The 13,283-nt window shown below is 59.7% G+C and carries 12 protein-coding genes and 2 tRNA genes; 9 read left to right on the top strand and 5 right to left on the bottom strand.

Features of this window, described 5'->3' with window-relative positions; genetic code table 11:
- Positions 1 to 127: 127 nt before the first annotated feature.
- The 5 genes from GT571_RS05345 to GT571_RS05365 all read right to left on the bottom strand — a co-directional run bounded on the left by GT571_RS05345 (position 128) and on the right by GT571_RS05365 (position 3,930).
- On the bottom strand, positions 128 to 1,273 hold the full coding sequence (locus GT571_RS05345; RefSeq protein WP_161155919.1) for a bactofilin family protein: 1,146 nt from the start codon (positions 1,271 to 1,273) through the stop codon (positions 128 to 130).
- Positions 1,274 to 1,379: 106 nt separating this feature from the next.
- Positions 1,380 to 2,069, bottom strand: a complete 690-nt coding sequence (locus tag GT571_RS05350; protein ID WP_240136223.1) for a trimeric intracellular cation channel family protein — start codon at positions 2,067 to 2,069, stop codon at positions 1,380 to 1,382.
- Between the two features lie 203 nt (positions 2,070 to 2,272).
- The gene (locus GT571_RS05355; RefSeq protein ID WP_161155921.1) at positions 2,273 to 3,280 is read right to left on the bottom strand and encodes a PDDEXK family nuclease; all 1,008 of its coding nucleotides are present in this window, start codon (positions 3,278 to 3,280) and stop codon (positions 2,273 to 2,275) included.
- A gap of 420 nt (positions 3,281 to 3,700) precedes the next feature.
- Positions 3,701 to 3,791: transfer RNA gene (locus tag GT571_RS05360), tRNA-Ser, on the bottom strand.
- A gap of 48 nt (positions 3,792 to 3,839) precedes the next feature.
- Positions 3,840 to 3,930: transfer RNA gene (locus GT571_RS05365), tRNA-Ser, on the bottom strand.
- A gap of 505 nt (positions 3,931 to 4,435) precedes the next feature.
- Between GT571_RS05365 and rpsF the strand changes: the two genes are divergently transcribed.
- The 9 genes from rpsF (at position 4,436) to GT571_RS05410 (ending at position 13,279) form a co-directional block, all read left to right on the top strand.
- The gene (gene rpsF / locus GT571_RS05370) at positions 4,436 to 4,729 is read left to right on the top strand and encodes a 30S ribosomal protein S6 (protein ID WP_006235831.1); all 294 of its coding nucleotides are present in this window, start codon (positions 4,436 to 4,438) and stop codon (positions 4,727 to 4,729) included.
- Between the two features lie 48 nt (positions 4,730 to 4,777).
- A complete protein-coding gene (locus GT571_RS05375) occupies positions 4,778 to 5,230 on the top strand; it encodes a single-stranded DNA-binding protein (protein ID WP_006235830.1) in 453 nt (150 codons plus the stop codon).
- A gap of 72 nt (positions 5,231 to 5,302) precedes the next feature.
- Positions 5,303 to 5,569 (top strand): 30S ribosomal protein S18, encoded by a 267-nt coding sequence (rpsR, locus tag GT571_RS05380; protein WP_006235829.1) that lies wholly within the window; start codon positions 5,303 to 5,305, stop codon positions 5,567 to 5,569.
- Positions 5,570 to 5,584: 15 nt separating this feature from the next.
- A complete protein-coding gene (rplI, locus tag GT571_RS05385) occupies positions 5,585 to 6,124 on the top strand; it encodes a 50S ribosomal protein L9 (RefSeq protein WP_022094073.1) in 540 nt (179 codons plus the stop codon).
- 218 nt (positions 6,125 to 6,342) lie between these two features.
- Positions 6,343 to 7,740 (top strand): replicative DNA helicase, encoded by a 1,398-nt coding sequence (gene dnaB, locus GT571_RS05390; protein ID WP_006235827.1) that lies wholly within the window; start codon positions 6,343 to 6,345, stop codon positions 7,738 to 7,740.
- 93 nt (positions 7,741 to 7,833) lie between these two features.
- Complete coding sequence (locus tag GT571_RS05395; RefSeq protein WP_055251352.1) at positions 7,834 to 9,120, top strand: adenylosuccinate synthase; 1,287 nt, start codon at positions 7,834 to 7,836, stop codon at positions 9,118 to 9,120.
- 118 nt (positions 9,121 to 9,238) lie between these two features.
- Entirely contained in the window at positions 9,239 to 10,543 is a 1,305-nt protein-coding gene (purD, locus tag GT571_RS05400; protein ID WP_161155923.1) for a phosphoribosylamine--glycine ligase, read from the top strand.
- 21 nt (positions 10,544 to 10,564) lie between these two features.
- Positions 10,565 to 11,260 carry an NUDIX domain-containing protein gene (locus GT571_RS05405; RefSeq protein ID WP_192934646.1) on the top strand — a complete coding sequence of 232 codons (696 nt, stop codon included), beginning with the start codon at positions 10,565 to 10,567 and terminating at the stop codon, positions 11,258 to 11,260.
- 246 nt (positions 11,261 to 11,506) lie between these two features.
- The gene (locus tag GT571_RS05410; RefSeq protein ID WP_161155925.1) at positions 11,507 to 13,279 is read left to right on the top strand and encodes an ABC transporter ATP-binding protein; all 1,773 of its coding nucleotides are present in this window, start codon (positions 11,507 to 11,509) and stop codon (positions 13,277 to 13,279) included.
- Positions 13,280 to 13,283 lie beyond the last annotated feature (4 nt).

Genomic DNA, 13,283 nt, shown 5'->3' on the forward strand with positions numbered 1-13,283 from the left:
CACGAGCATGAAAAAGCGGGGCACCCGGTCGATGCGATCGGGTGCCCCGCTTCGTTTGTTGGTGCAAAGTAACCTGACCCCTTTGCACCGCCACAAAGGTGCTTGTCCCCTTTGTGGCGGTTGGCGGCTAAGCGGTGGGGAGTTCCGGCGTGTTAGTCGGCTGTTGCGGCTTGAGGTGGGCGTTGCGCCATATGATCTGGATGACGTAGCCGAGTGTGAAGACGAAGGCCACACCGCTGATAAAGCTGCCCATAAGAGGAAGTGCCGTGAGTGTTCCCGCGAGGATACCGCCCACGGAGGCCATGGCGAAGCGGTTCTGGTTGTGTCCGACCATGCGTGCGATCGCGGTGCCCGTGAATGCCGCCGAGACCAAAGCGATACCGATGATGCCGCACATGAGGGCTCCGGCGAGCGACAGGCCAGCAATCGAGACGATGAGCAGCAAAACGGCGGGGACGACGGCGACCGTGCCCAGAAGACCGCTTACCCACAGCGGCGCGGGCCGCTGATGGAGCATGCCTGCGGCGCCGGCGGTCGCGCGCGGAAAGACGAGCTCAAGGAGGATGGCGACAAAGCAAGTGGAAAGCGCTGCGGCAACGATGCCGCCGATCGTGTCGTTGACCGTAGAGGTGTCCTCGTTTTCGGTCCGGTCGATCTTGAGTGCTCCGACTTGAGCGCCCTCGGCTCGCTCGGGGTCTTGCGAGACATGGGCGTTCACCGTGCCAGTGATGCGGGCGTTCTTGCCCAGGATGAGCTTGTCGGCCCAAACCTCGACATCGCCCTCGACGGTGCCATCGATGGTCACCGTGTCGCCCGCAAGCGCTGCCGACTTGGTAGAGCCGCGCAGGGCAACCGTCTCGCCTGCCGCGTAAAAACAGTTGGCGGTGCTATCGGTGTTGAGCACGACGTGCTGGCCTGCCACCGTCACGCTGCCATCAACCGTGGTCTTGGCGATGTCGATAGTGCGCGCCGCCAGACGGACGGCGCCGCCCACCGTGCAGTCGCGGATCGAGAGGGTATCGCCCGCGGCGATGATATCGCGGTCGATGGAGGCATCGTCTAAGTTGAGGGCCTGACCGGCCCAGTACAGGTCACCCTCGACGCCGGACGGATTGACGTCACCGTCAGTCGCAAGTACGTTTCCTGCGGCGTCCGTGCCGGCGAACGACGCCACGGGAAGTGCGGTGAGCGCCAGCGCGATGAGCGCAAATAGCATGGCGATGCGGCCCCACGCGTTACGGCGCTGGGTCGACGGGAATTGATTGCGGGGCATAGTGAATCCTTCGTTAGATGCTCGATAGGTATCTAACAGGGTACCCAACGCGCGGGCGCTCTAAAAGAACCTCTCGGTTGCATTTCGAAGGGTTGTGCCGTGCTGTCTACTTTTTGCGATGCAAGAAGCGCGCGATGTCTTCCTCGGTGGGGCTTTTGATGTCAAAGCGTAGCGAGAGCCAGCGCAGACCCATGGTCACGACAACGCATACGACCAGCGCGGCGACATTGCTCACGAGGCCGCTCATGACGAGGCAGACATAGCTTGTCGATCCGGCAATGGCCGCGATGGCATAAAAGTTCGTACGTTGGAAAATGCCCGGTACCACGCCCATAAAGCCGTCGCGCAGCATGCCGCCGCCAACGGCGGTGAAAAAGCCCATCATGATGCACACGGCGGGCGCAAAGCCGTAGACCAGCGCCTTGTCTGCGCCGGTTGCCGCATAAATACCCACCGAGATGATATCGAGCAGGGGAATGAGTTTTTCGGGCTTGTCGACGATTGCCGGGAAAATGTAGATGATGGCCGCCGTGGCGATGGAGAGCGGTAACGCCATTGGTTGGTTGAGGATGTAGACGTTGCCCACCTGGAGTGTCATATCGCGCAAAAGACCGCCGCCCAGACCGCAGACCACCGCGAGCGCGACCGCGCCCACCAGGTCGAGCTTGTGCTCGCGCGCGACCAGCACGCCCGAGATCGATGCCGCGACAACGGCGAACATCTCGAGCCAAAATGGGATAGCGACCATGGCATCCGAAGCGTGTGAAGTAACGGTCATAGCGGCGACGACGGGCAAGATGGGGTCCTTCTGATTGCGAGTTTAGACAATGCCCGTACATAGTACATGGTTGGCGGCGATTGCGACCCTATTGCTCGGCAAACGGTAGGGGTTGGGTGCGGTCATAGGTACCAAACATGCACACCAGCCTCCAAAGATGTCGAAAAATGTCGTTTTTGGAGGATGATGTACATGTTTTGGCGCGGGGCGAGCGGGTGACGTTACTCGGAGGGCGTCTCTATGTCCTTCGTGCCCTTCCAGTTGCGGATAAGTGCCTTTCGCAGTTCGTTTTGCTTTCGCTGATACTCGGCATCCGTGCAGCGGGGCATACCGAGTGCTTCGCGGATATTGTTCATGGCACGGTGAAAAGCGAGTTGACTGGCAAATTGCGCTGAGGTGAGTGTGACGATGCGATAACCCATTTGGGCGAGCACAGCTTCGCGTTCCGCATCTGCTCCCTTACGGTCAGTCTCGTCGTGAAAGCCACCCTTATATTCGATGCCGAGCTCTCTGCGCTTATAGGTAATGAGGGCATCGATTTTGAGTGTTCGGGCTTTGGTGCAATGCCAAAGACGTTGAGGGATCTCGAGCGGTTGGTTGAGCTCGATGCCTCGAATGCCAACGCCGCCTTCGCTTGTTGGAAGTGAAAGGGCGATTGCCGACGCAGCCTCCATAGGCGAGACCGAGTGGTCGTAGACATGTCTGAGCGCGAGTCGCGCGCGTGTGGCACCGGGTTTGCCAGGGTGTTGATCGAGCAGTTCGACAATTTCGTCCTTGGAGGTGGTTGCTGGTTGCTCGGTATAAGGGTCAGAGGGATTAAGGCCCATGCGATAGTCGCCGCAAACTTCGTAGCCATACTCGAGGTATTCGATTCTATCCATCCACTCGGCGGCGAGCACGAAGGTGAAGGCTTCGTCGGTGATAAAGATGCCGGGCGTAAGCTCGTCAATATGGCCATAGGGTAGGCTTTGGCCGAGAACATGGCAAGAAACACCGTTAGTGCGAATTCGCTCGAAAGCAAACACTACGGAGATATCGATAGTCTTGAACATATCGGGCGGAATGCCGCAGTCGGTGAGGGCCTGTCGTATGCGCGCGATGCGTTGCTGGGTGGAGAGACCTCTTGCGCCTATCTGGTAGTCGTGTTGCGCGACCGCTTGAACCAGGCCTTGTGGCGCGTGATGGACGAGCCATGCAGTTTTATGCGAAATGAGAACAGGGGTATCCATTGGGGACCTCTCGCTCTGAGTCGATACCCAACTCTTATGTCCGTTGAGGTGGGGAAATATACCGGATGCTGGCAAAACGGTCGATCGTCCGCCGGGCACAATATGCAAAGGTGTACACCAGCCTCCAAAGATGTCGAAAAATGTCGGTTTTGGAGGGTGATGTACATGTTTGGGATGTTGGGTTGGGATTGAACGTGATGGGGGTGTGGGTTGAAGAGGAGGGATGTCCAAATTTCGAGCGGAGCTCAAAATTTATCCGGTCGGCTTACGCCGACCGCGCTGCGCTAAAAACGCGCCACTGGCGCGTTTTCTTTACGCTTTGCGCCCTGGCGGGTTCGAATCCCTCCTCCTTCGCCGTATTTGTTTGTAAGGGACTCAAAACAAAAAAGCTCCCGTTGTTGGGAGCTTTCTCAACCAAAATGGCGGAGGAGGAGGGATTCGAACCCTCGTGACCTTATACAGGCCAAACGGTTTTCGAGACCGCCGCATTCAACCACTCTGCCACCCCTCCGCGTGGGGTAAAAACAAAGCAGGCTCGAAGGCCTGCTTTGGAATTAACTGGCGGAGAGTCAGGGATTTGAACCCTGGAGACGCTTTTGACGCCTACACGATTTCCAATCGTGCTCCTTCGGCCACTCGGACAACTCTCCGTTAAATGCGAAAGTCAGTATACACGAGGAATCGCAAAGTGCAAACAGAAAAGTTGGCATTTTTTAAAACGCTTGGCCGTGCTTGGCGCTGCAGTGGGGCTTGAGGTCCCAAAAAACGGCTTCCGACCAGCGTGGTTGATCAACTCAATTGTTCAAAAAAGGGTATTCATAAGCGACTTGGCAATGAATTTAAAAATCTTTGGGTGGTGCTGTGGGCCACTGGTATGCATTTTGCGACCACAGCCTTGTGCCCGTTGACCTGCGGCTTGGCTCAGCTTGTCCCCACGGCACCGTATCTTGTCAACAGATCCGTCAAGCTTTTGGTCAGCATTTGGTTGGAATGCGCATGAAACGTCGTGTGAGTATGGGCATATGTGGAGGTCATGAGGTTGTAGCTGCATATTCTTGCAGCCTAGGAGGTTGAAAGATATTATTACCAAGTCTTTTCCTGCTTCAGGCGCACCTTCACGACCTGAAGCCACATTTGCCCAGAGGAGGTGACAATATGAAGGCTTATGAACTGCTGTTCTTTGTTGACCCGTCGCTCGACCCCGAGACTCGTCTCGCTGTTATGAAGCGTATCGATACCACGATCGCTGAGGGCGCTGGCAAGGTCGACTCCGTTGACGAGTGGGGCAAGCGCAAGCTCGCCTACGAGATCAACGACCTCACCGATGGTGACTACACCCTCATCAACTTCCACGCAGATCCTACCCAGATCGCCGAGCTTGATCGCGTCCTGCGCATCACCGACGCTGTGGTCCGCCACATGATCGTCCGTCGCGACGACCAGGAGTAAGACTGTCGTTTTGGACTGGGCTTGTGCCCCAAGAGGAAGTAGTGAGTTATGAGCATCAATCGAGTGAACATCACCGGTAACCTCACCCGCGATCCCGAGCTGCGCGCCACCGCCGGCGGAACCCAGGTTCTGTCCTTTGGCGTCGCCGTGAACGATCGTCGCCGCAACGCGCAGACTGGCGAGTGGGAGGACTATCCCAACTTTGTCGACTGCACTATGTTCGGCACCCGCGCCGAGGCCGTGAGCCGTTTCCTGGCAAAGGGAAACAAGGTCGCGATCGAGGGCAAGCTGCGCTACAGCTCTTGGGAGCGCGACGGCCAGCGCCGGAGCAAGCTTGAGGTCATCGTCGATGAGATCGAGTTTATGAGCTCCCGTGGTGGCCAGGGTGGCTACGACCAGGGCGGTTACGCCCCCGCAGCTCCCGCGCCCGCAGCACGTCCTGCCGCACCGGTGGCTACGCCGCCCGCGGTCGACGTCTACGATGAGGACATCCCGTTCTAAGGGTTGTTCACCTAGTTTTGAGTGAGAGGCGGCTTCGGTTCGCCGAAGTTGCCAAATGAAAGGTATTTTGACATGGCTAATGATTTTTCTGCACGTCAGCCGCGTCGTAAGTACTGCCAGTTCTGCAAGGAGAACACTGAGTTCATCGACTATAAGGACACTCAGCTTCTCCGTAAGTACATGACCGACCGTGGCAAGATCAAGCCCCGTCGCGTCACTGGCGCTTGCACGCAGCATCAGCATGACATCGCCAACGCCATCAAGCGCGCCCGCGAGATGGCTCTCCTGCCGTACACCGTCCCCGTGGTTTCCTCTCGTGGCAACCGCGACCGCGGCTAAGAAGGGAGACGCATCATGAAGGTTATTCTTCTCGATGAGATCAAGGGCAAGGGCGGCGAGGGTGACGTCGTAGAGGTCGCTCAGGGTTACGCTGAGAACTTCCTGTTCCCCAAGAAGCTCGCTGTTGCCGCCACCAAGGGCAACCTCAAGCAGCTTGACGAGCGTCGCAACAACATCGCCAAGCGCGAGGCCGTCCGTCTGGCTACCGCCAACGAGACCAAGGCTGCCTTCGAGGGCAAGACGGTCACCGTTGACGTCAAGGTCGGCGACGAGGGCATCCTCTTTGGCTCCGTTACCGCCGCTATGATCGCTGACGCCATCAAGGCTCAGCTCGGTATGGACATCGACCGCAAGCGCGTCGAGCTCGGTAAGCCCATCAAGGTTGCCGGTGCCCACACCGTTGCCATCTCGCTGTACCGCGAGATCAAGGCCGAGGTTGTCGTTCTCGTCGGCGTTACCGCCGAGGAGCTCGCTGCCGAGGCTGAGGTCGAGGAGGCCGCTGAGGTCGCCGAGGCCGAGACCGCCGAGGTCGAGACTGAGGCTGCTGCCGAGTAGCATTTGCTGCAACGCAACAATCTTGTTCTAAGAAGGGCGCTCTGGGAAACCAGGGCGCCCTTTTGTTTTTTGCGCTGAGTGAGTGTCATGGTGAACGTTGTGTCGAAGTCCTATATACAGGACCGTTCATCCGTTTGGTTCGGTGATGATTGGCGGCGCGCGGCGCGTTTTGGGACCGTGGCTGATACTATGGATGCTCGCAAGCGATATGAATGAGGATGCTCATGGCATATGACGATAGGGAGACCGGGTTGACGGTCGAGGACCGTGGTTCCAAGTTGGGTCTCCCCCAAAACCAAGATGCAGAGGCCAATGTACTGGCCGCCATGCTGCTATCGCCCGAGGTAGTCGAAGAGGCCCAGGTCGAGCTGCAGCCCGATGACTTCTACCGGCCCATTCATAAGACCATCTATACCGCGATGGTCGATATGTACAACAGCCGCATTCCCATCGACTCCATCTCGCTGATCGATTACCTGCGAAGCATCAACAAGCTCGATGCCGTGGGCGGCGAAGCGTACATTTTGGAGTTGATGGGTCAGACCCTGTCGCTCGTCAACTGGCAGCACCATGCCGCTATCGTTCGCCGCGATTCGATGCTGCGTGAGCTGATCGGCGCCACCAACGAGATCAACGCGCTGGCATACAACGCCCCCACCGACACCAAAGAGGTCGTGGAGCTGGCCGAGAGCAAGTTGCTCAAGGTCACGGCGCGCGAGGTCAAGTCGAGCTACAAGACGCTGACCGAGTTTATGGTCGAGGCCTATAACGAGGCCGAGGAAGTGTGCCAGGCCGGCGGCCAGGCTGCGGGCGTGCCCACGGGCTTCCCGTCGCTCGACCGCATGCTCATGGGTTTTCGCGAGGGCCAGCTCATCATCATCGGCGCCCGCCCTGCTGTGGGTAAGACGTCGTTCGCCCTGAACCTGGCGCTCAACGCCGCCGCCGCCGGTTATACCGTCGGCTTCTTCTCTCTGGAGATGTCGGGCAAGGAAATTGCCCAGCGTCTGATTTGCGCCTACGCCATGATTTCGATCAGTGACTTCCGCATGGGCCGTATTAGCCCCGAGCAGTGGGCCAATATCAACGAGGCCACGCAGACCTTGTCCAAGCTCGATATTCTGATTGACGATACGCCCGGCACCACAGTGACCGAGATTCGCGCCAAGAGCCGCCGCATGCTCCACAACAAGGAGAAGGCCATCATCATCCTGGACTACCTGCAGCTGGTGAGTCCTCCGCCGGGACGCCGCTCCGAGAGCCGTACCGTCGAGGTCTCCGAGATGTCGCGTGGTCTGAAGATCATGGCCAAGGAGCTCAAGATCCCGCTCATCGCGCTGTCGCAGCTCTCGCGTCAGGTCGAATCCCGTACCGGCAAGCGCCCGCAGCTTTCCGACCTTCGTGAATCGGGCTCCATCGAGCAGGACGCCGATATCGTTATGTTCTTGGACCGCTCCGCCGACGAGGCCGAAGCCTCGCGCGACGATCGACCCGACGAGGGCGTTACGCGTATCGTCGTGGCCAAGAACCGTTCGGGCCCGATCGGCGACGTCGACCTGATGTTCCTGCCGGCATCCACTAAGTTCTATGAGCTTGATGGGGCACATGCCGAGGAGTAGGACAGGCGCCCGTTGCACGGGTATACTGGGAATGTTTTGTGCTTCTGCGTGCCGGCGTGGCGCGTAGACAGTCCATGAATGTAAGGAGTAAACATGCCGTCAACCGTTTTGGTCGGTGCCCAGTGGGGCGATGAGGGCAAGGGTAAGATTTGCGACCTGGTCGCCGGCGACTTCGATGCCGTCGTGCGCTACTCGGGCGGCAACAACGCCGGCCACACCATCGTCGTCAACGGCAAGAAGTACGGCCTGCACCAGGTGCCCTCCGGCATCATGTATTCCGACCACGTGTCGGTGATCGGTAACGGCTGCGTCGTCAACCCCAAGGTTGTCCTTGAGGAGATCGACATGTTCGAGGCCGACGGCATCACCACCAAGAATCTCAAGATCAGCGGCAACGCGCATGTCATCATGCCGTACCACATCGATCTGGATGGCGCCTTTGAGCAGAAGCTCGGCAAGAAGAACATCGGTACCACCAAGCGCGGTATCGGTCCGTGCTATCAGGACAAGATGGCCCGCATTGGTCTGCGCATGCAGGACATGCTGGACGAGGCACTGTTCCGCGACAAGCTGGAGACCGCTCTTGCCCGCGTGAACCCTGAGCTCGAGCTCATCTACAACCTGCCCACCTACACCGTGGACCAGATTTGCGACGAGTACCTGCCCATGGCCGAGCGTCTGCGCCCCTACATCACCGAGACGAGCCTGCTGCTCAACAACATGATCGATGAGGGCAAGGACCTGCTGTTTGAGGGCGCCCAGGCGACGCTGCTCGACATCGATCACGGCACCTATCCGTACGTGACGTCTTCCAACTGCACCGCCGGCGGCGCCATCACCGGCTCCGGCGTGGGCATGAAGAACGTCGACCGCGTGCTGGGCGTCATGAAGGCCTATATCACCCGCGTCGGTTCGGGCCCCATGCCCACCGAGCTTTCCTATGAGTCCGAGGCCGGTCACACGCTGACCGAGGAGGGCTATGAGTACGGCGTGACCACCGGTCGCCGTCGTCGCTGCGGCTGGTTCGACGGCCCCATCGCCAACTACGCCTCGCGCGTCAACGGCCTCACCGATATCGCCCTGACCAAGCTCGACGTGCTTTCGGCCTTCGACACCATCAAGGTGTGCGTGGCCTACGACGTCGATGGCGAGCGCTACACCAGCGTGCCCGAGCATCAGGTGCGCTTTGAGCATGCCAAGCCCATCTACGAGGAACTCCCCGGCTGGAAGTGCGACATCACCGGTTGTCGCAGCTTTGATGAGCTGCCGCAAGAGGCTCAGGACTACGTGGCGTTTATCGAGGATCTGGCACACACCCGCGTGACGTTCATTGGCGTTGGCGCTGGTCGCGAGCAGATCATCAACCGATTCTGGAAGTAATCGGGACTATTTGGTTATTGCGATATACCCCTTTGCAGCCCGGACGGGCGGCCGAGGGGTATATTTGCTTGCAAAGGGCTCGCGCGGAGCGGGCCATTCATCCATAGAGGAGGCACCCTTGAAGGCGGACACTCAAACCATCGACATCCTGTTGTTGGGCAGCGGCGGCCGTGAGCATGCTTTGGCAGCTAAGCTCGCAGCATCACCGCGCGCCGGGAAGCTCTACATCGCGCCGGGCAACGGCGGCACCGCGAGCTGTGGCGAGAACGTTGTTCTCGACGATTGCGATCCTGCGGCCGTGGCGGCGTTTGCGCAGAGCCACGGATGCGGACTCGTGGTAATTGGCCCCGAGGCTCCGCTCGTGGCGGGCGTGGCCGACGCCGTGCGCGCGGCGGGTATTCCCTGCTTTGGCCCGGGTGCCGAGGGTGCCCAGATGGAGGGTTCCAAGCTGTTCTCCAAGCAGCTCATGGAGCGTGCGGGCATTCCGACGGCAGCCTATGGTTCGTTTACCGACGAGGCTTCGGCTCTCGCCTACGTGCGCGAGCAGGGCGCTCCGCTGGTCGTGAAGGCCGACGGCCTTGCCGCGGGCAAGGGCGTTATCGTGGCGACCGAACTTGAGCAGGCCGAGGAGGCCGTGCGCGAGTGCTTTGGCGGCACCTTTGGCGATGCCGGCAACACCGTGGTTATCGAGGAGATGCTCGTTGGTCCCGAGTGCTCGCTGCTCGCCTTTACCGACGGCAAGACCGTGCGCCCCATGGCCACCTCGCAGGACCACAAGCGCGCCCTCGAGGGCGACAAGGGCCCCAACACCGGCGGCATGGGCGTCTACAGCCCGGTGCCCATCGTGACCGACGAGGAGCACGCCACCATGGTGAAGGTCATGGAGCAGACCGTTGCCGACCTCGCTGCCGAGGGCATCGACTACCGCGGCTGCCTGTATGGCGGCTTTATGCTCACGCCTGCCGGCCCCAAGGTGCTGGAGTTCAATGCCCGCTTTGGCGACCCCGAGACGCAGGTCGTGCTGCCGCGCCTTAAGAACGACCTGGTTGAGGTCATGCTCGCCTGCGCCAACTGCGAGCTCGATCAGATTGAGCTCGACTGGCGTGACGAGTGGGCTGTGGCAGTTGTCCTGACGAGCGCGGGCTATCCCGGCAGCTACGAGAAGGGCAAGGTCATCACCGGTATCGCCGATGCCGAGGTCATGGAGAACGTGACCGTGTACCACGCGGGCACTGCCGTGGTGGACGGCCAGCTCGTGACCAATGGTGGCCGCGTGCTTGCCGTGACCGCTCTGGGTGACACGTTCGAGAACGCTCGCAACCTTGCCTACGAGGCCTGCGAGAAGATTGATTTTGAAGGCAAGACCCTGCGCCACGACATCGGCCTGCGCGCGCTGCGCGGCCGCGACGCCTGGGATGCCTAAAATCCGAGAGGAATGAGACGGATGGACGAGAAGAACGAAGAGCTCGTGGATGCGCAGATCGTTGAAGAGGACAGCCGCATGTATGGGCACGCCGAGGGCGAGCCTGGCGGCGAGGTCGCTGACGAGCCGGCGCTGGTGCTGGGCGACGACGACCCGCACGATGCCGAGCTGCACGAGAAGATTCTTTCGGAGGAGTGCGCCTGGAAGGGCAAGATCCTCGACGTCCACCGTCTTGAGGTTGAGCTGCCCAACGGTCGCCGCAGCGCCCGCGATATCGTTCGCCATCCGGGTGCGGCGGCCGTTGTGGCGCTGACCGAGAGCGGCAAGATCGTACTGGTGCGTCAGTACCGCACCGCTATCGACCGCGTGACGGTCGAGATTCCCGCCGGCAAGCTCGATCCAGGCGAGGACCCGCTCGATTGCGCCAAACGCGAGCTGCATGAGGAGACGGGCTTTAGGGCTAGTCGCATTCGCTTTTTGACGTCGATTGTCACGTCCTGCGGTTTTTGCGATGAGATCATCCACATCTACTTGGCTACCAAGCTCGAGTTTGATGCGCCCAACCCCGATGATGACGAGTTTGTCAACGTGGACCTGGTGCCGCTGCACGAGCTGATCGACGCCGTGCTCGACGGCAAGATCGAAGACGCCAAGACCGTCGTAGGCGCCTTGGCCTGCGATAGCATCGCGCACCGACTAGGCGGAGCGGAGCTCTAGGTTACGCGGTTTTACCAAACCGCGTAACGGGTCGACGCTGCAAACGCCCCTAAGCGGCAATCTGCCTTTCAATCGTCGCTCGCGTACCGAAGTACGCGTCGCTCCTCTTTCAAGGCACCTTGCTCGCTTAGGGACGTTTTCGCTGACGCTGCCAGAACATCGGCGTTATGCTTGTTGGGACGCTTTGTTTTCAGCCTGACCGGTTAACCGGATTTCTCACGCTATTTATTTCTCTTCGAGGATTGCATGTTTAAAAGGTTTCTTTCGTATTACAAGCCCCAGATGGGGCTTTTTGTTGCTGATACTGTTTGCGCTTTGGTGCTTGCCGCCATTGACCTGGCGTTCCCCATTATCCTGCGCAATTTGACCGGTGGGCTCTTTACTCAGGGTCAGGCTGTCATTATGCAGGCGCTCGGCATGATTGCGGTGGGCTTGGTGCTGATGTATGCCGTCCGCTGCGCCTGCCGCTACTTTGTGAGCTACTGGGGCCATGTGATGGGCGCGCGCATGGAGTCCAAGATGCGCGAGGACCTGTTCGATCAGTACGAGCGCTTTAGCTTTGCATACTTCGATCGCAACAGCTCGGGCGACATGATGAGTCGCGTGGTCAACGACCTGTTCGATATCTGCGAGGCGGCGCACCACGTGCCCGAGTGGATCATCATCTGCGGCATCGAGATTATCGGCTCGTTTGTGATCCTCTTTACCATCGCCCCGGTGCTGGCGCTCGCCATGGCCGTGGTGACGGCGGCGTTTGCGGTCATCATGTTTTGGCAGAACATGCGCATGCGCGAGGTCTTTAGCGACAACCGCAAAAGGATCAGCGGCATCAATGCGCAGCTGCAGGATTCGCTGGCGGGCATGCGCGTGGTCAAGAGTTTTGCCAATGAGGAGACCGAACGCTTCAAGTTCCGCGCCTCCAACAATCGCTATCTTTCGTCCAAGGTGAACATGTATCACGCCATGGGCGTCTATACTGCGACGTATGGCCTGCTCTCGGGTGTGCTCTATGTGATCGTGGTACTGCTGGGCGGCTGGCTGGTCGCCCAGGGACAGCTGCAGGCGGTCGATATGGCGACCTTTGCACTCTATATTTCGCTGTTCTGCACGCCGCTCGAGACACTCGTCAATTCGGCCGAAACGTATCAGAAGGCCATCGCCGGCTTTAAGCGCATGGACGAGGTGCTCTCGACCGCGCCGGATATCCAGGACAAGCCGGGCGCCACGGATCTGCAGGTGACCGCCGGCGCCGTGGATTATCACGACGTGTGCTTTAACTACGAGGATGTTGAGCTGGGCGAGGGCGATGCCGACGAGCGTCCCGTTATCGACCATATGGACCTGTCCATCAAGCCCGGGCAGACCATCGCTTTGGTTGGCCCTTCGGGCGGCGGCAAGTCCACGACCTGTTCGCTGCTGCCGCGCTTTTATGACGTTGCTACCGGATCCATTAGCATCGACGGCCAGGACGTGCGCGATGTGACGCAGCAGAGCCTGCGCCGCGCCATCGGCCTGGTGCAGCAGGATGTCTACCTGTTTGACGGAACAATCGGCGAGAACATCGCCTACGGCAAGCCGGGCGCTACGGCAGAAGAGATCGCCGAGGCCGCCCGTCGCGCCAACATCGATGCCTTTATCGAGTCGCTTCCACAGGGCTATGACACGGTCGTGGGCGAGCGCGGCAGCCGTCTTTCGGGTGGACAGAAGCAGCGCGTTGCCATTGCGCGTGTGTTTCTCAAGAACCCCAAGATCCTGATTTTGGACGAGGCGACGAGTGCTTTGGATAACGAGAGCGAGGAGGCGGTGCAGGAGTCACTCGAAGAGCTGGCACGCGGCCGCACCACGATTATCATCGCCCATCGTCTTTCGACCATTAAGCATGCCGATGAGATTGCGACCGTTGAGCATGGTCGCGTTGTGGAGCGTGGCACGCACGAGGAGCTTCTCGCCCGTGGCGGCACTTATGCCCGTTACTATCGAATGCAGTTCGAAGGTGCGCGTGCGCACGAGCTCGACTGATTGA

The organism is Collinsella aerofaciens (genome assembly GCF_009876115.1).
Lineage (GTDB): Bacteria > Actinomycetota > Coriobacteriia > Coriobacteriales > Coriobacteriaceae > Collinsella > Collinsella aerofaciens_N.